This window comes from Streptomyces sp. DSM 106670, from assembly GCF_055792845.1.
On record NZ_CM147704.1, the window covers coordinates 8,100,065 to 8,118,740 of the forward strand.

The 18,676-nt window shown below is 71.8% G+C and carries 19 protein-coding genes, 1 pseudogene and 1 riboswitch; of the genes and pseudogenes, 10 read left to right on the top strand and 10 right to left on the bottom strand.

Features of this window, described 5'->3' with window-relative positions; translation table 11 throughout:
* Positions 1 to 67: 67 nt before the first annotated feature.
* Entirely contained in the window at positions 68 to 778 is a 711-nt protein-coding gene (locus tag ACSMXR_RS35675) for a M15 family metallopeptidase (protein ID WP_473170836.1), read from the top strand.
* Positions 779 to 801: 23 nt separating this feature from the next.
* A complete protein-coding gene (locus ACSMXR_RS35680; RefSeq protein ID WP_473170837.1) occupies positions 802 to 1,896 on the top strand; it encodes an endonuclease/exonuclease/phosphatase family protein in 1,095 nt (364 codons plus the stop codon).
* A 48-nt stretch (positions 1,897 to 1,944) separates the two neighbouring features.
* Here the strand turns inward: ACSMXR_RS35680 and ACSMXR_RS35685 are convergent, their stop codons facing one another.
* Positions 1,945 to 2,805, bottom strand: a complete 861-nt coding sequence (locus tag ACSMXR_RS35685) for a helix-turn-helix transcriptional regulator (RefSeq protein ID WP_381908618.1) — start codon at positions 2,803 to 2,805, stop codon at positions 1,945 to 1,947.
* Between the two features lie 126 nt (positions 2,806 to 2,931).
* Here ACSMXR_RS35685 and ACSMXR_RS35690 point away from each other — a divergent pair.
* A pseudogene (locus ACSMXR_RS35690) lies at positions 2,932 to 3,923 on the top strand (aldo/keto reductase).
* Between the two features lie 63 nt (positions 3,924 to 3,986).
* On the opposite strand, the gene ACSMXR_RS35695 reads toward ACSMXR_RS35690, so the two are convergent.
* Complete coding sequence (locus ACSMXR_RS35695; RefSeq protein ID WP_473170838.1) at positions 3,987 to 5,420, bottom strand: S1 RNA-binding domain-containing protein; 1,434 nt, start codon at positions 5,418 to 5,420, stop codon at positions 3,987 to 3,989.
* Positions 5,421 to 5,452: 32 nt separating this feature from the next.
* Positions 5,453 to 5,569: riboswitch (cobalamin riboswitch) on the top strand.
* A gap of 102 nt (positions 5,570 to 5,671) precedes the next feature.
* Between ACSMXR_RS35695 and ACSMXR_RS35700 the strand changes: the two genes are divergently transcribed.
* Genes ACSMXR_RS35700 through ACSMXR_RS35710 form a run of 3 tightly spaced genes read left to right on the top strand, consistent with a single transcriptional unit; the run spans position 5,672 to position 8,601 of the window.
* Positions 5,672 to 6,781, top strand: a complete 1,110-nt coding sequence (locus tag ACSMXR_RS35700) for a FecCD family ABC transporter permease (protein ID WP_137233109.1) — start codon at positions 5,672 to 5,674, stop codon at positions 6,779 to 6,781.
* Positions 6,781 to 7,563, top strand: coding sequence for an ABC transporter ATP-binding protein (locus ACSMXR_RS35705; RefSeq protein ID WP_170994592.1), 783 nt, complete (start codon positions 6,781 to 6,783; stop codon positions 7,561 to 7,563). Before ACSMXR_RS35700 ends, ACSMXR_RS35705 begins: the two co-directional genes overlap by 1 nt.
* Positions 7,564 to 7,578: 15 nt before the next feature.
* Positions 7,579 to 8,601 (top strand): ABC transporter substrate-binding protein, encoded by a 1,023-nt coding sequence (locus ACSMXR_RS35710; RefSeq protein WP_137233108.1) that lies wholly within the window; start codon positions 7,579 to 7,581, stop codon positions 8,599 to 8,601.
* 73 nt (positions 8,602 to 8,674) lie between these two features.
* On the opposite strand, the gene ACSMXR_RS35715 is transcribed toward ACSMXR_RS35710, so the two are convergent.
* Entirely contained in the window at positions 8,675 to 9,580 is a 906-nt protein-coding gene (locus ACSMXR_RS35715) for an NAD-dependent protein deacetylase (RefSeq protein WP_170994598.1), read from the bottom strand.
* 289 nt (positions 9,581 to 9,869) lie between these two features.
* On the opposite strand from ACSMXR_RS35715, the gene ACSMXR_RS35720 reads away from it, so the two are divergent.
* Entirely contained in the window at positions 9,870 to 10,448 is a 579-nt protein-coding gene (locus ACSMXR_RS35720) for a snapalysin family zinc-dependent metalloprotease (protein ID WP_137233106.1), read from the top strand.
* A 64-nt stretch (positions 10,449 to 10,512) separates the two neighbouring features.
* Here the strand turns inward: ACSMXR_RS35720 and ACSMXR_RS35725 are convergent, their stop codons facing one another.
* A complete protein-coding gene (locus ACSMXR_RS35725; RefSeq protein ID WP_473170839.1) occupies positions 10,513 to 11,721 on the bottom strand; it encodes a GDSL-type esterase/lipase family protein in 1,209 nt (402 codons plus the stop codon).
* A 64-nt stretch (positions 11,722 to 11,785) separates the two neighbouring features.
* Positions 11,786 to 12,358 carry a TetR/AcrR family transcriptional regulator gene (locus ACSMXR_RS35730; protein ID WP_381908613.1) on the bottom strand — a complete coding sequence of 191 codons (573 nt, stop codon included), beginning with the start codon at positions 12,356 to 12,358 and terminating at the stop codon, positions 11,786 to 11,788.
* Positions 12,359 to 12,440: 82 nt separating this feature from the next.
* Here ACSMXR_RS35730 and ACSMXR_RS35735 point away from each other — a divergent pair, with 82 nt between their 5' ends.
* Entirely contained in the window at positions 12,441 to 12,932 is a 492-nt protein-coding gene (locus ACSMXR_RS35735) for an FBP domain-containing protein (RefSeq protein WP_364891347.1), read from the top strand.
* A 32-nt stretch (positions 12,933 to 12,964) separates the two neighbouring features.
* Here the strand turns inward: ACSMXR_RS35735 and ACSMXR_RS35740 are convergent, their stop codons facing one another.
* Positions 12,965 to 13,453: a flavodoxin family protein gene (locus ACSMXR_RS35740; protein WP_473170840.1), complete on the bottom strand. Its 489-nt coding sequence runs from the start codon at positions 13,451 to 13,453 to the stop codon at positions 12,965 to 12,967.
* Positions 13,454 to 13,907: 454 nt separating this feature from the next.
* Here ACSMXR_RS35740 and ACSMXR_RS35745 point away from each other — a divergent pair, with 454 nt between their 5' ends.
* The gene (locus ACSMXR_RS35745) at positions 13,908 to 15,200 is read left to right on the top strand and encodes a cytochrome P450 (protein WP_473170841.1); all 1,293 of its coding nucleotides are present in this window, start codon (positions 13,908 to 13,910) and stop codon (positions 15,198 to 15,200) included.
* A gap of 5 nt (positions 15,201 to 15,205) precedes the next feature.
* On the top strand, positions 15,206 to 15,403 hold the full coding sequence (locus tag ACSMXR_RS35750; RefSeq protein ID WP_030627717.1) for a ferredoxin: 198 nt from the start codon (positions 15,206 to 15,208) through the stop codon (positions 15,401 to 15,403).
* A gap of 84 nt (positions 15,404 to 15,487) precedes the next feature.
* Here the strand turns inward: ACSMXR_RS35750 and ACSMXR_RS35755 are convergent, their stop codons facing one another.
* From ACSMXR_RS35755 to ACSMXR_RS35770, 4 genes are all read right to left on the bottom strand, one after another.
* Positions 15,488 to 16,843, bottom strand: coding sequence for a COG1361 family protein (locus tag ACSMXR_RS35755; protein ID WP_473170842.1), 1,356 nt, complete (start codon positions 16,841 to 16,843; stop codon positions 15,488 to 15,490).
* A gap of 232 nt (positions 16,844 to 17,075) precedes the next feature.
* Entirely contained in the window at positions 17,076 to 17,630 is a 555-nt protein-coding gene (locus ACSMXR_RS35760; RefSeq protein ID WP_170994591.1) for a tellurite resistance TerB family protein, read from the bottom strand.
* Positions 17,631 to 17,639: 9 nt separating this feature from the next.
* A complete protein-coding gene (locus ACSMXR_RS35765; protein ID WP_181010834.1) occupies positions 17,640 to 17,780 on the bottom strand; it encodes a hypothetical protein in 141 nt (46 codons plus the stop codon).
* Positions 17,777 to 18,433, bottom strand: coding sequence for a DedA family protein (locus ACSMXR_RS35770; RefSeq protein WP_364891426.1), 657 nt, complete (start codon positions 18,431 to 18,433; stop codon positions 17,777 to 17,779). The genes ACSMXR_RS35765 and ACSMXR_RS35770 overlap by 4 nt, the downstream gene beginning before the upstream one ends.
* Positions 18,434 to 18,676 lie beyond the last annotated feature (243 nt).

Genomic DNA, 18,676 nt, shown 5'->3' on the forward strand with positions numbered 1-18,676 from the left:
GCGCATATCGTCCGCGTATCGAAAAGCGCATACGCGCCGGCAACCGAGCGCCGCCTTCACTGGCAGCATGACTCGAACCCCGCCGTCGTCGCGCACGTCGACCCACCGGATCCGCCGGCCCCTCGTCGTCGGCCTGGTGGCCGTCCTTGCCGCGATCGTCGTCACCCTCGGCCACCCGCTGCTGAAGCCCTCCTCGGACTCGGACTCGGCCTCGGGCTCGGGCTCGGCCATGCCGGGCCGGGGCTCCTCGGTTCGCCCACCGGCCCCGTCCCTCCCGGACCGGGCGCCCCCGGACTCCTCCCAGCGGGAGCGCCGGGGCACGCTCGACGAGGCCGACGGTGTCGTCCCCGACGGAGTGACGGTGCTCGACGACGACGTTCCGGCCGTGGCCAACCTCGACGCGGATCTGCTCGCGGCACTGCGCCGGGCCGCGCCGGAGGCCGCGGACGACGGAGTCGCGTTCACCGTCAACAGCGGCTGGCGTTCACCGGAGTACCAGAATCAGCTGCTCCGCAAGGCGGTCTCGCAGTACGGCTCCGAGGCCGAGGCCGCCCGGTGGGTCGCCACCGCGACGACGTCTCCCCATGTGTCGGGGGACGCGGTCGACATCGGGCCCGACGCGGCGACGGCGTGGCTCGCCGAACACGGCGCCGCGTACGGGCTGTGCCGGATCTACCGGAACGAACCCTGGCACTTCGAACTGCGCACGGACGCGCCCGACCGAGGCTGTCCGCGCACGTACGCCGACCCCACACAGGACCCGAGGATGCGGCCGTGAGCGGCCGTGAGCGAGGACGGACGATGACGCAGGTAGACACGCCGAGCACGCCGAACCCGGTGAACCCGCCGAGCTCGGTGAACCCGCCGAACCCGGTGAACCCGCCGGGCAGTACGGACACGGCGGGCCCGGTGGAGGCGCCGGAGGCGTCGGGGACCTGGAGGCGCGGCCGGTTGCTCGCGGTGTCGGCGCTGCTGCTGGGCCTCGTCCTGCTGCTGCACGCGAGGATCCCGAACCGGATCGGAAACCTCGGCAGCCTGGTCGAGACCTTCCTGCCGTGGTTCGGCCTGCTCGTCCCGGTGCTGCTGGCCGGTGCGGTGCTGCGCCGCTCCGCCCTCGCGGCGGTCGCCCTGCTCCTGCCGCTCGTGGCATGGCTGAACCTCTTCGGCGGCCTGCTCACCGACAAGTCGCAGGCGGGCGGCGACCTCACGGTGGCCTCCCACAACGTCGGCGCGGAGAACGCCGACCCGGCCGGCACCGCCCGCGCCCTGGCCGGCTCCGGTGCGGACGTGCTGGCACTGGAGGAACTGGCCGCGCACGCCCGGGGGACGTACGGGAAGGAACTGGCGAAGGCCTACCCGCACCACACGGTGCAGGGCACGGTCGGGCTGTGGAGCAGGTTCCCCTTGTCGGACACCCGGCCGGTCGACGTCAAGATGGACATCGGGCCGCTGGGGGACGCCAAGCCCGCCGAGGTCAAGATGGTCTACAACCGGGGGCTGCGGACCACGGTGGCCACGGACCGGGGGCCGCTGGCGGTGTACGTGGCACATCTGGGGTCCGTACGGGTGAACCCCAGGGCCGGGCTCTCGACGGGCCAGCGCGATGCCGGCGCACAGTCGCTGGGACAGGCGCTGGCCGCCGAACGGAACGAGCGGGTGGTGCTGCTCGGCGACCTGAACGGCAGCCTCGACGACCGTGCGTACGACGGCATCACCGCGCGGCTGGAATCGGCCCAGGAAGCGGCCGGCGACGGCTTCGGCTTCAGCTGGCCGGCCACGTTCCCCGTCGTACGGATCGACCAGATCCTGGTGCGGGGCGTGGAGCCGAAGAGCTCGTGGGTGCTGCCCGCCACCGGCAGCGACCATCTGCCGGTGGCGGCCCGCATCAGCTGGTGAACGCCGAGGAGAGCCCCGGACAGGCCCTGGGCCGCAGGACCGCCCGCCTTACCGCTCGGGTGCGCCCGTCGCCCCTGCGGGAAACTCCTCGATGCCGAGGACCCGCAGCAGGTCCAGCCGCTCACGGGTCCCGGCGTCCGCCGGGGTGAGAACGAGCAGCAGCTGACCGTGGTCCGGGGTGACCAGCGTTTCGCAGTCCATCACCAGCCGGCCCACCCGGGGGTGCAGCAGGGTCTTGCGGTCGGCCCGCCGCACCGCCACCTCGTGCTCCGCCCAGAGAAGGCGGAACTCCTCGCTCGCCGCCCGCAGCCGGTCGATCAGCCCGGCGACCACGGGGTCGCCGGACCGGCGACCCGCGGCGGCGCGCAGATCGGCCACGAGCTGCCGGGCCTGGTGCTCGTGCTCCTCGGGCGCGCCCGCCGCGCGGACGGCGGGGTCGGTGAACCAGCGGTACACCAGGTAGCGCCGGTCGCCCGAGAAGCCGGTGTGGTCGCCCGCCAGCAGCAGCGACATCCGGTTCTGGGCGAGCACCTCGCCCAGGTCGGAGACCACCATGGCCGGGGTGTCGCCGAGCAGATCGAGCATCCGGACCAGCCCGGCGCGGGCCAGGCCCGCCACCGAGTCGGCCGGCGGCGGCTGGTGACCGGCCAGATGGAACAGATGGTCCCGCTCGTCGTCGGTGAGGCGCAACGCCCTGGCCAGCGCGGTGAGCAACTGCGGCGAGGGCTGACTGCTGCGCCCCTGCTCCAGGCGTACGACGTAGTCCACCGACATCCCGGCGAGCATGGCCACCTCCTCCCGGCGCAGACCGGAGGTACGGCGGCGGGGACCGTCGGCGATGCCCACCTCCGCCGGGCGGATCGCCTCCCGGCGCCTGCGCAGGAAGTCGGCCAGCTGATCACGTTCCATGCCCCCATGGTCCCGCGCGGCGGCGGGCCGATCCAGGGAGCGCCGCTCCCATGATGAACGCTCCGCTCCCGCCGGGCGCGGCACCGGCGCAGGGTGGGTGGCAGACCGACGACGAAGGAGCACGCCATGCAGACACGAACCCTCGGCGCCACCGGCCCCGCCGTCTCCGCGCTGGGCCTGGGCGCGATGGGCATGTCGGACGCCTACGGCCCGACCGACCGCGCGGAGTCCGTCGCGACCGTCCACGCCGCACTGGACGCCGGCGTCACACTGATCGACACCGGCGACTTCTACGCCATGGGCCACAACGAACTGCTGCTCGCCGAAGCGCTGCGCGGCCGGGACCGGGACAGCTACGCGCTGAGCGTCAAGTTCGGCGCGCTGCGCGGGCCGGGCCACGAGTTCAGCGGGCAGGACGGCCGCCCCGAGGCGGTGAAGAACTTCCTGGCCTACTCCCTGACCCGGCTGGGCACCGACCACATCGACATCTACCGCCCGGCCCGGCTGGACCCGGCCGTGCCGATCGAGGAGACGGTGGGCGCGATCAAGGAGATGGTCGACGCCGGATACGTACGGCACATCGGCCTCTCCGAGGTGGACGCGGCGACGATCCGCCGGGCGCACGCCGTGCACCCGATCGCCGACCTCCAGATCGAGTACTCGCTGATCTCCCGAGCGGTCGAGGCGGACGTCCTGCCCACGCTGCGGGAGCTCGCGTCGGCCTCACCGCGTACGGAGTCCTGGGCCGCGGCCTGATCTCCGGCCACTGGTCCACGACCCGTTCCGTTCCCGGCGACAGCCGCGGCTTCGGCCCGCGCTTCTCCAGCGGGAACGTGGAGCACAACCTCGCCCTCGTGGACGCCCTGCGCCGGGTCGCCGAGGCCAAGGGGTGCACCGTCGCCCAGCTGGTCATCGCCTGGGTGGCCGCCCAGGGCCGGGACATCGTGCCGCTCGTCGGCGCCCGCACCCGTGAGCGGCTGGCCGAGGCACTGCCCGCGCTGGACCTGGAGCTCACCGCGGACGACCTCGCCGAGATCGAGAAGGCGGTTCCGCCGGGCTCGGCGCGCGGCGACCGCTACCCGTCCGCGTTCATGGCGGGCCTCGGCGTGGGCAACTGAACGAGCCCACGCGGACCGGGCCACGGGCAACTGAACCAGCCCCGCAGAGAGCGGGCCGCCGTGTCAGTCCCGCGCGTCGGCCTGCCGGTTCGTCAGGACGATCCGCCGCCGGGACAGGTCCACGTCCACGATCCTGACCCGCAGGGTGTCGCCGGCCCGGAGCGCGATCTCCGGGCCGGCGAGGTGTTCCTCCGCCAGCTCGGAGATGTGCACGAGCCCCTCGTACCCGTCCTCCGCCTCCTCGACGCGTACGAACACACCGAAGGGCAGGACCTTGGTGACCGGGCCGACGAGCGTCCGGCCGATCTGCCCGGTCAACAGCCGCAGCGGATCCTCGTGGAGGGACTTGAGGGACAGCGACACACGCTCGGGCAGGAACGCGACACCGAGAATCTCGGCTTCGACCACCTCGCCGACGGAGACGACATCGGACGGGTGCTCGAAGCGACGCCACGACAGCTCAGGGATGTTGATCATCGCTTCGAAGCCGCCGATGTCCACGAAGGTGACGCCGAAGGAGGCGATGCGGGTCACCGTGCCGGTGACGATCTGCCCCGGGCGAAGGGTCCGGAGAAGGGCCCAGTGCCGGTCGCTCGGCGTCGGTTCGTTGCCCCAGCGGGCGCGCAGCACCCCGTCGGCGTCCGGCATCACGCCCGTGAACAGCGGAACGCGTTCGTCGGCGGTCAGGGGCAAGGACACCATGGCGGCGTCACCGGACAGGTCCGGCCAGACGGCGATCCGGGCCCGGGGCGCGATCCGGGCCCGGACCGCGTCGACGCCGTCCCGGGTGAGGCGGTGCCGGCGCGAGGCGCCCTGGACGTACATCTCCTCCAGCACGCCCGCGCGGCACGCCGAGACCATCCGGCGCAGGCCCGACCAGAACGCGTCGTCGGCCGGGCGCCGCACCTCCTCGCCGTCGGTCTCCATGGCGTACGGGGAGGAGTCCAGGCGCTCCGGGAACAGCCCGAGCCGCCGGGTCAGCGCGAGCGCCCGCTCGCAGGGCCGGTCGCTGCCGACGTAGAGGTACTGGTCCCAGCCGACATGGACCGTGAACCTGTCCGCCACCTCCAGACGGCACCAGGCGCCGTTGTCGCGCAGCATGGAGCGCACCAACTCCAGCCCGACATCGAGCGATACCTCGGCCCCGTCATGAAAGCCCGCCGGAAGAACGGCCGTTGAGCCGACCGGAAGGCCGGCCGGAAGACATTCCGGCGGTTCCTCCGGTGCGCCGCCGTCCTGGCCGGGCGGGAACAGGCCGGTCAGCCCGAAGCCGTCCACCGGCGGTTCGGCACCGAAGTGGGCGAGGGACGGGACCTGCGGTTCGCGTATCACCGGCTGGTCGACACCCGAGTCCTCCGCGAAGGCCGCGACCGCCCGGAGGTACGCGGCCTCGACCGCGCCCCGGTCGCTGACGGTGTCCTCCGGGCCGGTGTAACGCCCGTGTTCATCACGGTGGTCGGGGTCGTACTTGGTCACGCGGTAGACATAGGTCGGCACCCACCCATCCTCCAGCACCCACGGGCGTACCCGCTAAGCTGCGGATTCCCCGCGGGGGAAGTCCGGTCGAAATCCGGCGCTGACCCGCAACGGTAGGCGGAGCCATCGGTTCCGCGAGCCCGATCACCCGTGGGGGAGAAGGCTCCTGACCATTCGCCGTGGACTGCGAAAAGGCGCTGCGCGGGGCGGCCGTCGTCCGGGGCCGCTCCTCCTCGCGGAGACGTACGGCCCGAGGCGAAAGCGACCGACCCGTGGCCACGTCGCTCGACCGCATACCCTCCAAGCCGTCCCGCCCGGCCCCCGTCGGCACCGGATCGGCGCCACCCCGCCGCGTACCCCTGCCGCTCCTGCTGACCGGTCTCTGTCTGGCCCTTCCCCTCTCGCTCGTCTGCGGAGCGGGCCTCGGAGCCTCGGGGCTCTCCTGGGCGGAAGTGCTGCGCTACCTCTGGGCGGGACTGACCGGCGGGGCCATCGGCCCCGACGAGGTCCCGGCCTACACCATCGTCTGGGAACTGCGCCTGCCCCGAGCGGTCCTGGCCGCCGTCGTGGGAGCCGGTCTCTCGGCCATCGGCGTCGCCGTCCAGGCCATGGTGCGCAACGCGCTCGCCGACCCGTTCGTGCTCGGCATCTCCTCGGGCGCGGCGGTCGGCGCCAACGCCGTCCTCATCTTCGGGGCCCTGGGCGCGCTCGGCATCTGGGCCCTGTCCACGGCGGCGTTCCTCTCCGCGCTCCTCGCGATGCTGCTCGTGTACGCGGTCGCCCGCACCGAACGCGGGCTGACGCCGCTCCGGCTCGTGCTGACGGGGACCGCGATGTACTACGGCTTCTCGGCCGTCACCACGTTCATGGTGTTCGCGGCCGAGCGCGGGGAAGCGGCCCGCTCCGCGATGATGTGGCTGCTCGGCAGCCTCAGCGGCGCCAACTGGGCCGCCGTGCCGATCGCCGCCGGAGCGGTGCTCGCCGGACTCGCGCACCTCGGCTGGTCGGCCCGGCGGCTGAACGCCCTCGCCATGGGCGACGAGACCGCCGCCGCGCTCGGCGTCGACGCCGGGAGACTGCGCAAAGAACTCTTCCTGGTCTCCGCCGCCGTCACCGGGGCGGTCGTCGCGGTGAGCGGAGCGATCGGCTTCGTCGGCCTGATGGTCCCGCACGCCGTACGCATGCTGGTCGGCGCCGACCACCGCCGGCTCCTGGCCGCCGCTCCGCTCGCGGGAGCCGTCCTGCTGATCTGGGTGGACATCCTCTCGCGCGTGGTGCTGGCACCGGCCGAACTCCCGGTCGGCGTCCTCACCGCGGTGATCGGTGTTCCCTGCTTCCTCCTCCTCATGCGGCGGCGCGCCTACTCCTTCGGAGGCATCTGATGCGGATCGACATCGACGCGCTCACCGTCGAGATCGCCGGCGCACGGCTGGTGGACCAGGTCACGCTCGGCGCGGCCGACGGACAGCTCGTCGGCCTGGTCGGCCCCAACGGCAGCGGGAAGTCCACCCTGCTGCGCTGCGTCTACCGGGCCCTGCGCCCCTCGGCCGGCGCGGTCAGGATCGGCGGTGAGGACCTCCACGCCCTGAGCGTCAGGGAAGGCGCCCGCCGGCTGGCCGCGCTGCCGCAGGACGCGGTCGCCGAGTTCGACTTCACCGTGGCCGAGATCGTCGCCATGGGGCGGCTGCCGCACCAGGGTCCGGTGGCCCGGACGACCGACGAGGACCGCCGGCTCTGCGCCGACGCCCTCGAAGGCGTCGGCGCGGGACACCTCGCCGAACGCGGCTTCCTCACTCTCTCCGGCGGCGAGCGGCAACGCGTCCTGATCGCCCGCGCCCTGGCCCAGCAGCCCCGGGTCCTGGTCCTCGACGAGCCCACCAACCACCTGGACATCGCCCATCAGCTGGAAGTCCTCGCCCTGGTCCGGGGCAGCGGCCTGACCGTGCTCACCGCCCTGCACGACCTGAACCTCGCCGCCCTGCACTGCGACCTCGTCCACGTCATCGACGGCGGCCGGATCGTCGCCTCAGGCGCTCCGGACGCCGTCCTGACCACCGAACTGCTGGCCGACGTCTTCGGCGTACGGGCACACCGCGTCGCCCACCCCGAGACCGGCGCGCTCCAGCTGCTCTTCGACCTTCCCCCCGCCCGTCCCGCCTCCTGAGGAGCCCCGACCACCATGCCGAACCCCCTGCGCCCCGCAGCACTCGCTCTCGTAGCCGCACTGGCCCTCACCGGCTGCGGAGCGGACGTCACCGACCGGGCCGACAAGAAGGACGACAAGGCCGGCGCGGACCGGCACTACCCGGTGACCGTCGAGAACTGCGGCGAGAAGAAGAGCTACGACAAGGCCCCGCAGCGCGTCGTGACCAACGACGTCGGCATCACCGAGATCATGTTCGCCCTCGGTCTCGCGGACCACATGGCCGGATATGTGATGCCCGACGACAAGGGCGACATGACGTCCGTGCCCTGGAAGGACGGCTACCGGAAGACCAAGTGGCTCTCCAAGGAACGGATCAACAAGGAACTCGTCCTCGACGCCCGCGCCGACCTGGTCTTCGCCGGCTGGAACTACGGCTTCAACGAGGGGGAGGGGTTCACCCCCGCCGAACTGAAGCGCGTGGGCGTCGACTCGTACCTGCTGAGCGAGTCGTGCCGCAACGGGCAGGGCAAGGCCCGCGGAGTCATGCCGCCGCTCGAAGCGCTCTACACCGACCTGCGGAACCTCGGAAAGATCTTCGACGTCGAGGACCGGGCGGACACCCTCATCACGGCCTTCGAGAAGGAGGTCGCCGACGCGCGGGCGAAGGCGGCGAAGGGCGATGACCGGCTTCGCGTCTTCCTGTACGACGACGGGAAGGACAAGCCGCTGACCTCGGGTGCGTACGCCGGACCGCACGACATCATCACCAAGGCCGGCGGCGACCACATCATGAAGGACCTCAAGGACAGCTGGACGACGGTGGGATGGGAGACGGTGGTCGACCGCGACCCCGAGGTCATCGTCATCAACAACTACGGTGACACCGGCGCCGACCAGAAGCGGAAGTTCCTGAAGTCCTACAAGCCGCTCGCCAATGTCTCGGCGATCAAGAACGACCGGATCGTCGTCCTCGACTACGTGGACCTGGTCGAGAGCCCCCGCAACCCCGCCGCCATCAGCTCGCTGGCGGAGAACCTGCGGAAGTTCGCCCGGTAGGCCGGGCTCGACACGGGACCCGAAACGGCCGAGGAGACCGACGCGATCCGAGCCTCGACCAGGCCCCGCCACCTCACCCGGTCCCGGCGGCCTCCGCGTCGTCCTCGACGGGAACGCCCAGCCGGCCGGCCACGGTGGTGAGGGCCGCTCCCAGCGGAAGGGCGACGCGGGTGACGGCATGCCGGTCGCCCCGGGTCGGGTCCCGGTTGACGATCAGCACCGGCGACCCGGCCCGGGCGGCCTCGCGGACGAACCGGAGACCGGACATCACGGTCAGGGAGGAGCCCAGGACCAGCAGCGCGCTCGCCGCACGGACCAGTTCACGGCAGTGTTCGACCCGCTGCGGGGGCACGGCCTCGCCGAAGAACACCACATCCGGTTTGAGGACGCCGCCACAGACGGCGCAGGGCACCACCCGGAAGTCCCCGACCTGCTCGTCCGTGAGGTCGGCGTCGCCGTCAGGGTTGATCGCGGCGGCCACCGGCGCGAAGCCCTCGTTCGCCTCCTCCAGCCGGCGGGCGAGTTCGCGCCGTGGGCTGAAGGCGCCGCAGGAAAGGCAGACGACCCGGTCCAGGCGACCGTGGAGGTCCACGACGCCCTCGCTGCCGGCGGCCTGGTGCAGCCCGTCGACGTTCTGGGTGATCACACCCGAGAGCAGACCGTGCCGCCCGAACGCGGCCACGGCCCGGTGCCCGGCGTTGGGCCGGGCCCGGCCGAAGGTGCGCCAGCCCAGATGGCTGCGCGCCCAGTACCGGCGGCGCGCCCCGGCGTCGGCGGTGAAGTCCTGGTAGGTCATCGGGGTGTGCCGGCTCAGACTGCCGCCCTCGCCCCGGTAGTCGGGGATGCCCGACTCCGTGGAGATGCCCGCCCCGCTCAGGACCAGGACCCCGCCGCCGCCCAGAACCTCGGCGACCGGCTCCAGGTCCGTGGTGCCCGGCGGCAGCTCCTCGGTGGAGGTCCAGCTCAGAGTGGGTCGCATACGCATGCACCCAGGGTACGGAAGCGGCCTCCGGTACCGATGGCGTCGCGCGGCTCCGATGGCGTCGTGTGATCACGGGGCGGCGGCTGCCCACGAGGGGGCAGGGTGTGTTTCCGGCCGACTTCTCTTGGCAGGGGCATGATCAAGCCGCTGGGGCGGCATAGGTTCTGCGGCCCCGGGAGGAGCGGCAACCGGCCAGACCCGTACAGCGGTTCGGTCCGCCGCGACCTTCCTCCCACTCCCTCGGCTCCCACGCGGAGCCGAGCCCCCCATGAGTGAAGGGACAGCAATGCTGACATTCAGATGGCTCAAGGCGGCCGGTGTCGCCGCGGCGATCACCCTGGCCACGGCCACGGCGGCGCACGCCGCTCCCGCGCCGGACCCGGCGGCGGAGAGCACGGCGGCGGTGGTGACGCTCCGGTACGACGACAGCCGGGCCGGCGGCTGGGAGGCGGCGATCGCGGCAGGCGTCGCCTCGTGGAACGCCAACGTCGCCAACGTCAAGCTCGTCGAGGCGGCCCCCGGCACCCGAGCCGAGATACAGATCGTGGCCACCAGCGGCTGGCCGCAGGCCACACTCGGACCGGTCCGCCCCGGCGGCCAGGCCAGGGTGGAGCTGGGCAGCCAGGCGGTCACCGAGGGCCACGACAAGACCCGTATCGCCGCCCATGAGCTCGGCCACAGTCTGGGCCTGCCGGACACCAAACCCGGCCCCTGCTCCCAGCTGATGTCGGGCTCCAGCGCCGGCACCGCCTGCACGAACGCCGTCCCGAACGCGGCCGAACGCTCCCGTGTCGAATCCGCCTACGCGGGCGGCCTCGCCGCACGCACCCCGGCCGACGGCCGCATCCTGGTGGACGCCCCGTAACCGGTCGTACGACGGCACGCGAGGTTCCGGCCTTGTTCTGAACCCGGCCCTCGTCCGCCCCGGGTCACCCGCCCTTCGTACGGAAGGGGCCGCCGTCGCCGAACGCGAGACGGGCGAAGCGTTCGGCGATGAGCCGGTGGGTGGCGGGGTCCGGGTGCAGATCGTCCGGCAACGGCAGTTCGGCGTTGTCGGCCTCTCCGTAGAGTCCGAGGCCGTCGAGGTAGTGCAGATGGGGGTCGGTGGTGGCGCGCTCTCCGACGATCCGGGCCAGCTCGTCCCGGATGACGGTGAGGGTGAGCTTCCCGGCGGCGGTCTCCGCAGGGTCACCGGTGGCCTTGAACCGCAGCCGCCCTTCGCTCATCGCGCTGTAGTCCGGGGCTGCGGGGCCGGGCGTGGTCTCGTGGATGGGGCAGCAGATCGGCGAGACGACCAGCAGCGGGGCGGTGGGGTGCCCTTCGCGGATGGTGTCGAGGAAGCCGTGGACGGCCGGGCCGAACGCGCGCAGCCGCATCAGGTCGGCGTTGACGACATTGATGCCGATCTTGACGCTGATCAGGTCGGCGGGGGTGTCGCGCAGGGTGCGGGCGGTGAAGGGGTCGAGCAGGGCACTGCCGCCGAACCCCAGGTTGATCAGCTCGGCCTCGCCGAGCGCGGCGGCCAGGGCGGGCCAGGTGCCGGTCGGGGTGGTGGCGTTGGACCCGTGGCTGATGGAGCTGCCGTGGTGCAGCCAGACCGGCCGGCCGCTGGGCCGGGGGTCGTGGACGGGCGCGTCGGTGCGCAGGGCGACCAGCTGCGTGGTCTCGTCGTGGGGCAGCCAGATCTCGACGTCCTTCTCGGCGTCCGGCAGGCCGGTGAACCGGAGCGTCTCCACGGGGCCGGTCCGGAACTGTGTGCTCATCGTGGCCATGTCGATGGTGAGCGTGTCGCCGTCGGCGGCACTGGCCCGGGCCGCCGGGCGACCGTCCACGAGGAGCTCGTACACCCCGTCGGGGCGCGGCGGCGCGCCGGTGTAGACCCGCTTGGTGGCCACCACGTCCAGCTCGACAGCGGTGGCCCGGGTGCGGAACGCCAGCCGGACCCCGGAGGGCTGCGACTCGGCCATCGCCAGTTGGCCGTCGGGGATCTGCAGCCGTGCGCGGGCGGGCAACCGGTGCGGCAGCACGCCGCGTTCGGTCTGCTCCAGGTCCAGCGCGCCACGCAGGATGCCGGGGGTGATGGGGGTCGTCGTCCAGTCCTGCCGGGCCTGGTGCCGGGCGTCGTGCCGGGTGGTCATGTTCTCGTTCTCCTCATCCGTCGAGGGTGCTGGTCGGGGACCTGGTCGAAGGGCTGGGGGGCGGTCAGGACCGGGCGGGCCAGTTGCGCAGCAGGGCGTCGAGTGCGTCGAGGATCTCGGTCCAGCTCTCCTCGGAGCCGGGGGAGCTGTGTCTGAAGGCGCCGGCCGTCTCCAGCTCCACGAAGCCGTTGAAGACGCTGCCCAGGAGCCGGACCGCGTGGGTCTCCTGGAGCTCGGTCAGGGCGTAACCGCGCAGCACCGCCCGTGTCATCCGCGAGTGCCGCATGCCCGCGCTCGCCACCGCCGCGTCCGGGTCGAGCCGGAACCGGGCCGCGGTGAAGCGCCCCGGGTGCTGGAGGGCGTAGTCGCGGTAGGCGTCGGCGAAGGCGCTGAGCGCGTCCTTGCCGGCCCGCCCGGCGATGGCGGCCGACGCCCGGTCGGCGAGCTCCTCCAGGGCGAGCAGCGCGATCTGCGTCTTGAGGTCGTGGGCGTTCTTGACGTGTGAGTAGAGGCTCGCGGTCCTGATGCCCAGCTTCCGGGCGAGCTCCGAAGGGGTCACGTGCTCGAAGCCGATCTCGTCCGCCAGCTCGGCCCCCGCCCGCACCACCCGCTCCGCGGCCAGTCCTGCTCGTGCCATGCCACCCTCCGAACGCTGCTCCGTGATCGCCTAAGCAAATAATAATTTGCCTAACACTATTAGGCAAATTAGCGTGGGTCGCATGGAACCGCTGACCGAGCAAGAGATCCGTACCTCATTCGTGAACTGCACCAAGGGCGAGGCCAAGCGCCTGTCCGTCCCGCGCGACCTGGCCGACCGCCCCTGGGGCGACCTGGACTTCCTGGGCTGGCGCGACCCCCAGGCCCCCGACCGGGCCTATCTCGTGATCCCGTCCGACCAGGGGCCCGTCGGGGTCCAGCTGCGCTCCTCCGACGCGGGCTCCTGGCAGACCCGCCGCAGCATGTGCTCGATGTGCGTGACCACCCACACCGGGGGCGTCTCCCTGCTGGTGGCCCGGCGATCCGGGAAGGCGGGCCAGCAGGGCAACTCGGTCGGCGCCTATATGTGCAGCGACCTCGCCTGCTCGCTCTACGTACGCGGGAAGAAGGACGCGGGAGTCGGGGCGCGGCTCCATGAGTCGCTCACCCTGGAGCAGAAGATCGAGCGGACCATGACGAACCTAGGCGCGTTCATCGCCAAGGTGAGGGCCTGAGGCCCTGGGTGTGAGCGGCGCGAGGGGTGGGATCAGGCCGACGGCGCTTCCCCGTCCCGCAGCCGCTCGGCGAAGGCGCGGGCCCCGGACAGGTCGTCGGCATCGGGCCTGTGCTTGTTGACTCCGCCGAGGAGCCTGAAAGGCGCCCAGGTGTCGAGGGCCCGGCAGGTGAAGCTCCCGTCCACGGCGAACCCCCTCTCTTCGAGGCGGCGGACCAGGGGGCGGGTGAACGGGATCACCGGCGCTTCGGGGAGGCCGCTGGTGGCGAACACGAAGGCGCGGACGTTCCGCCGGTCCGGGCGTCGCCCGGTGGGGAGGGCGTTCACGAAGCCGGTGAGGCGCGGGTGGAGCCTCCCGTAGAACACGCCGGAGCCGAAGCCCACGAGATCGGCTGCGGCCAGTTCCCTCGGATCGGCCTCTTCGGGGCTGACGACCTTCGCGCCCAGTGGCTGGGCCATGGTGTCGGCGATACGAAGGGTGTTGCCGTGCGACACGGAGACGCACACGATGACGGCCTTCATGGTGAAGTTCCCCTCTCCGGCTTCCGCGGTGCTGCTGCGGTGCGCGGTGCTTGCGGTGCTTGCGGTCCTGGTTGTTCGTGCGGTGCTTCCGAAGTGAAGACAGCGCAGCACCACCGGATATGACACCGCGCCCGTGTTGCGTGGGCCACACGCGTGACACCCGCCCGCGGGGGCGTATCCGCCGATCCCGGACGGCATGATTCCGGACGTCGTCGTGAACAGTTCCGGCCGTCGGCGCTCCGGTGATCAGTCCGGCGCCGGTCCGTCGCACCCGTGGGACCTGAGCGGATACGGCATGGCTCGCGCGGGTGCGAAAGACATCGGCCAGATCGGCCGTCCCGAGAACTGGCCGGTCCGCCCATCGACCACATAGGTGCCTTAGGCATCCAATTGGTGTGCGGTGCGGAGCGACCCGCTCCGCACCCACCACCGAGCTCTGCGAGGCGACCGCTCCATGACGGAATCCACGACGGAACCGGCCCGCCAGGACCCTGCCCCCACCTGCCCCGTCACCCGACCGAGCACCGGACCGATCACCGCGACCCCGGCCACTGCCGCACCGCCCACCGCCACACCGTTCCCGCAGGACCGCGACTGCCCCTACCACCCGCCCACCGGTTACGCGCCGCTGCGCGAGGACCGGCCGCTGAGCCGGGTCACCCTCTACGACGGACGCCCGGTCTGGGCGGTCACCGGGCACGCCCTGGCCCGACGACTGCTGGCGGATCCACGGCTGTCGACCGACCGCACCCACCCCGCCTTTCCCGTACCGGCCGAGCGGTTCGCCAACGCGCGGCAACGGCGCGTGGCACTGCTCGGCGTCGACGATCCCGAGCACAACGCCCAGCGCAGGATGCTCATCCCGAGCTTCTCCGTGAAGCGGATCGCCGCGCTGCGCCCGAGCATCCAGGAGACCGTGGACCGGCGACTGGACGCGATGGAGCGGAAGGGGCCGCCGGCCGAGCTGGTGGCCGACTTCGCGCTGCCGGTGCCGTCGATGGTGATCTGCGCGCTCCTCGGGGTGCCGTACGCCGACCACGAGTTCTTCGAAGAGTGCTCGCGGCGGCTCCTGCGCGGCCCGGGCGCGGCCGATGTCGACAGCGCCCGGACCGAACTGGAGGAGTACCTGGGCGCCCTGATCGACCGCAAGCGGACGGAACCGGGGGACGGGCTGCTGGACGAGCTGATCCACCGCGACGGCCCGCACGGACCCGTCGACCGTCAGGACCTCGTCGCGTTCGCCGTGATCCTGCTCATCGCGGGGCACGAGACGACGGCGAACATGATCTCGCTCGGTACGTTCACCCTGCTGGGACACCCCGGACAACTGGCGGCCCTGCGCGCCGGAGAGACGACGACGTCCGTGGTGGTCGAGGAACTCCTGCGGTTCCTGTCCATCGCCGACGGGCTCCAGCGGCTGGCTGCCGAGGACATCGAGGTGGCCGGGACGACGATCCGCAAGGGCGAGGGCGTGATGTTCTCGACCTCGCTCATCAACCGCGACACCGGGGTGTTCGCCGATCCGGACACGCTCGACTGGGACCGGTCGGCCCGCCACCATCTCGCCTTCGGCTTCGGCGTCCACCAGTGCCTGGGCCAGAACCTGGCACGTACCGAGCTCGACATCGCGCTGCGCACGCTCTTCGAACGGCTGCCGGATCTCCGGCTCGCCGTGCCCGCGCACGAGATCGAGCACAAACCCGGGGACACGGTCCAGGGCCTGCTGGAACTCCCGGTGGAGTGGTGAGCGGCATGGGCGTCCGGGTCGACAAGGAACGCTGCGTGGGAGCCGGCATGTGCGCGCTGACCGCTCCGGACGTGTTCACGCAGGACGACGACGGGTTCAGCGAGATGCTTCCCGGCCGCCCGGCGGCGACGGGCGACCACCCGCTGGTACGGGAAGCCGTACGGGCCTGCCCGGTGGGGGCGGTGGCCCTGACCGACGACTGACGGACCCGGGGCCCGGTCGCCGCGACCGGGCCCCGGCCCGCCCGGTGGGGCGCGACACGGTCGCGCCCCACCGGGTTTCCGCGGTTACGCGGCGGGGGTCGGGTTGACCGTCACCCAGCCCTTGTTGTTGCCGGGCTCGGGGTCGTGCGGGAAGCCCGTGCCGGCGATCACCGGCTGCAGGGCGACGCGGCCCTTGGCGTCGGGAACGACACTGTCGACACGCAGGTCGAAGCTGAACGTGCGAACGGTGTTCTCCAGCACCCAGTACGACATCTCGCACACGTAGCGCGGCGCGCCGAGGTGGCCCGGGCGGTAGCCGCCGGCCGGGGTGCGGGCCTGGCACGCGGAGGGGGCGCCGGTGACGGTGACACCCTCGGGAACCGTGAAGTCGACGAGGGCGACCGGGTCGCCGGAACCGAGGTTGCCGAGCCAGCCCGGGCCCTTGTTACGGAAGGTGAGGGAGGCCTTGACCGTCTCTCCGGCGGCGCCGCTCACCCGGGAGCCACGCACCGCGAAGTCGGCGGTGTTGACCGCGTTCACGGCGACGATCCCGTAGTTGTCGCTCGTGTCGATGTCGGTGGCCCCGCCCGCGGGCTGCACATCGATGTCGAGGCGCTCCCGGAGCGCGTGGTCCGCGACGGAGATTCGGAGCGGCTCCGGCAGCGTGAAGGTGTCACCGGGCTGGAGCACCTGGTCGAAGGCGCACTCGGCGTGCGACATGGGCGCGTACGCGCCGCCCGTCTGCGTGTACGCGCACGCGGCGTACCGCGCGTCGAACCCGAGGCCGTACGACGCGGCCATGCCGAGCGTGAAGCCCTGGGCGGGCTCGTGACCTTCGTTGGTCACCGAGAGCGGCACCGTGTGGACGGTGCCCGGTGTGGCGCCCTCGACCGGGGCGAGCCCGTTCAGGACGAGGTTCGGGCCGGAGGCGACGGTGAGCGTCGTCTCGAAGGAGTCCAGAGGAGCCTCCAGCGTCCCGTCCGGGCCACCGGTCGCGGTCGCGGCGTAGGTGATGCGGCCGTGCGCCCCCGCCTCGGCGGTGTCGGCGGCGCGGACCTCCAGGCGCACCTGGGGGCTGTAGTCGGCGCCGATCGCGGGCACCTGGGCGACGCTGCACACGGCGGTCGTCCCGGTGGGCGCGCAGTTCTCGGGCCAGGTCACCTCGGCCATCTGCGCGATGCCGGAGACGTCGACGGTGAGACGGCCGTCCGTGACGGTGAAGTTGTCGTTGTCGTGGTACAGACCGACCTCGACAGGTGTACCGGTCTCGGCGCCTATCTGCAGGTTCTTCTCGTACGGCGCGTTGATCCACAGCTGATCGGACTCCGCGGCGGACTCCACGGCGGAGGCCGGCGCGGACAGACCGGCCAGCAGGATTCCGGCGGTCGCGACGGCACTTGCGCCGAAGCGTACGAAAGGATGGACGGAGACGGGTCTCATGGCTCTCCAGTGACTGGGCACGATGCACTCCCGCCGAGGGCCGACGTGCCCCCGACACCGGTTGGACGATCAAGAAAGCCACAGGGTTGTGCGGGTGGTCAGGTGATCCGTGCCGGCCCGCCGACGGCCCGTCGGACGGTCGGCACCGCACGGCCCGTCAGAAGGCGCGCACCGCGCCGGGCGGGGCCCGCCCGTTATGTACGGTGCGGGCCCCGCCCGTTGCCCGTCCGGATCAGAGGCCGAACTCCTGCGGGGACACCCCGAGTGCCACACAGGCCTCCCGCAGAACCTGCGCCTCCGCCGGGGCGATGTACCCGTCCGCACCGGCGATCACGAAGCCGGTCTGGACGACCGCCTTGGCCTCCACGGGCTTCTTCGCCGCCTTGGCGATCTCCTGCATCGCCTCGGCCTTGCCTTGCGGGAAGTTGACCGTCATCTGGTCGACGTGCTTGTTGAACCTCTGCCTCAACTGCTCGGGCGGGAAGTTCTGCAGGACGTCGTTCTGAACGATCAGCGACTCCACGTGATGCCGCTCGGCCGGGTCGACGGACCCGTCGGCGGCGGCGACCAGAGCGCACATCGCCATACTGGCGTCCCGGTAGGCCCCGCTCTTGAGCTCCGTCTTGAGAGAGCCGAGCTGGGACTTGAGCAGCCCGACCAGCTTCTCCTTCGAACCCCCGGAACCCCCCGTACCCGACTGCCGCGAGCCGGCGGCGGGGCCCCGCGCGCCCTGCGACTGCTGCTGCAGGCCCTTGGCCTGGTCCTTGATGCGGTCCCACATAGCCATTCGTGCCACCTAGTCGATCGGTTCGATGTCCCGCGCGATGTGCGCGGCCAGTTGCAGCGACTCTTCGCGGACCGCTTCCGGCGGCCCGCGAAGGGTGATCGGCGGGCCGCCCGTGGCAAGGAGCTCAGGACGGTTCACCGAGCCGTTCATACGAGGTCCTGTTGCCGATCGGCTCGACGGGCACGCACCCTGCGAACGACCGCGACCGCCAGCGCGGCGACGACCAGCACCAGGACGGCCTTCGAGAGCACGCCGACGTAACGCTCCACGAGATCCCACCGGTCACCCAGCAGATATCCGGCCATGACGAGGATGAAGTTCCATAGGAAGCTGCCGAGGGCGGTGAGGAGTACGAAGGTGGGCAGAGGCATCCGCTCGATGCCCGCCGGGACGCTGATCAGACTGCGGAAGATCGGAATCATCCGGCCGAAGAAGATGGCCTTCATGCCGTGCTTGACGAACCAGGCCTCCGTCTTCTTCAAGTCGGACACCTTCACCAGCGGCATCCGCTCCCACAGGGCGTACATGCGGTCCCGGCCGAAGAGCGCACCGATCTGGTAGAGCGCGACGGCCCCCACCACCGACCCCAGCGTGGTCCAGAACAGGGCGGAGTAGAGGCTGATCACGCCCTGCCCCGCGGCGAATCCGGTCAGCGGCAGAATGACTTCGCTCGGCAACGGAGGAAAGAGATTCTCCAGGGCGATGGCCAGCCCGGCCCCGGGACCACCCATGGTGTCGACGAGGCCGGTCGCCCACCCCGCGATGCCGCCGGACGGCTCCGAGGCGAGGGGGAATTGATGCATGTGTGGTTGCTCCAGGACTGAGTAGGGGGGCTGAGGAGGGCGACAGCTGAACGGGTCCCCGAAGGTGCGTATTTCGGGATTCTCGATTTCAGCCCCGGGATTGCGCGAAGTGCGATGCGGCGCGCGTTTCGAGGAATGCCGAAGAACGAACCGTCGAACGATGTCAGGCGATTCGGGGCCCGCAGGGCTGCCGCGGGAGAAGCAAGAGGTGAAAGAACAACAGGAACTTCAGCAACTTCAGGA

Excerpts from the sequence above, each read along its gene's own strand:
- ACSMXR_RS35675 (WP_473170836.1), top strand. The coding sequence starts at position 68 with ATGACTCGAACCCCGCCGTCGTCGCGCACGTCGACCCACCGGATCCGC.
- ACSMXR_RS35680 (WP_473170837.1), top strand. The coding sequence starts at position 802 with ATGACGCAGGTAGACACGCCGAGCACGCCGAACCCGGTGAACCCGCCG.
- ACSMXR_RS35685 (WP_381908618.1), bottom strand. The coding sequence starts at position 2,805 with ATGGAACGTGATCAGCTGGCCGACTTCCTGCGCAGGCGCCGGGAGGCG.
- ACSMXR_RS35705 (WP_170994592.1), top strand. The coding sequence starts at position 6,781 with ATGCGGATCGACATCGACGCGCTCACCGTCGAGATCGCCGGCGCACGG.
- ACSMXR_RS35710 (WP_137233108.1), top strand. The coding sequence starts at position 7,579 with ATGCCGAACCCCCTGCGCCCCGCAGCACTCGCTCTCGTAGCCGCACTG.
- ACSMXR_RS35715 (WP_170994598.1), bottom strand. The coding sequence starts at position 9,580 with ATGCGACCCACTCTGAGCTGGACCTCCACCGAGGAGCTGCCGCCGGGC.
- ACSMXR_RS35720 (WP_137233106.1), top strand. The coding sequence starts at position 9,870 with ATGCTGACATTCAGATGGCTCAAGGCGGCCGGTGTCGCCGCGGCGATC.
- ACSMXR_RS35725 (WP_473170839.1), bottom strand. The coding sequence starts at position 11,721 with ATGACCACCCGGCACGACGCCCGGCACCAGGCCCGGCAGGACTGGACG.
- ACSMXR_RS35730 (WP_381908613.1), bottom strand. The coding sequence starts at position 12,358 with ATGGCACGAGCAGGACTGGCCGCGGAGCGGGTGGTGCGGGCGGGGGCC.
- ACSMXR_RS35735 (WP_364891347.1), top strand. The coding sequence starts at position 12,441 with ATGGAACCGCTGACCGAGCAAGAGATCCGTACCTCATTCGTGAACTGC.
- ACSMXR_RS35740 (WP_473170840.1), bottom strand. The coding sequence starts at position 13,453 with ATGAAGGCCGTCATCGTGTGCGTCTCCGTGTCGCACGGCAACACCCTT.
- ACSMXR_RS35745 (WP_473170841.1), top strand. The coding sequence starts at position 13,908 with ATGACGGAATCCACGACGGAACCGGCCCGCCAGGACCCTGCCCCCACC.
- ACSMXR_RS35750 (WP_030627717.1), top strand. The coding sequence starts at position 15,206 with ATGGGCGTCCGGGTCGACAAGGAACGCTGCGTGGGAGCCGGCATGTGC.
- ACSMXR_RS35755 (WP_473170842.1), bottom strand. The coding sequence starts at position 16,843 with ATGAGACCCGTCTCCGTCCATCCTTTCGTACGCTTCGGCGCAAGTGCC.
- ACSMXR_RS35760 (WP_170994591.1), bottom strand. The coding sequence starts at position 17,630 with ATGGCTATGTGGGACCGCATCAAGGACCAGGCCAAGGGCCTGCAGCAG.
- ACSMXR_RS35765 (WP_181010834.1), bottom strand. The coding sequence starts at position 17,780 with ATGAACGGCTCGGTGAACCGTCCTGAGCTCCTTGCCACGGGCGGCCCG.
- ACSMXR_RS35770 (WP_364891426.1), bottom strand. The coding sequence starts at position 18,433 with ATGCATCAATTCCCCCTCGCCTCGGAGCCGTCCGGCGGCATCGCGGGG.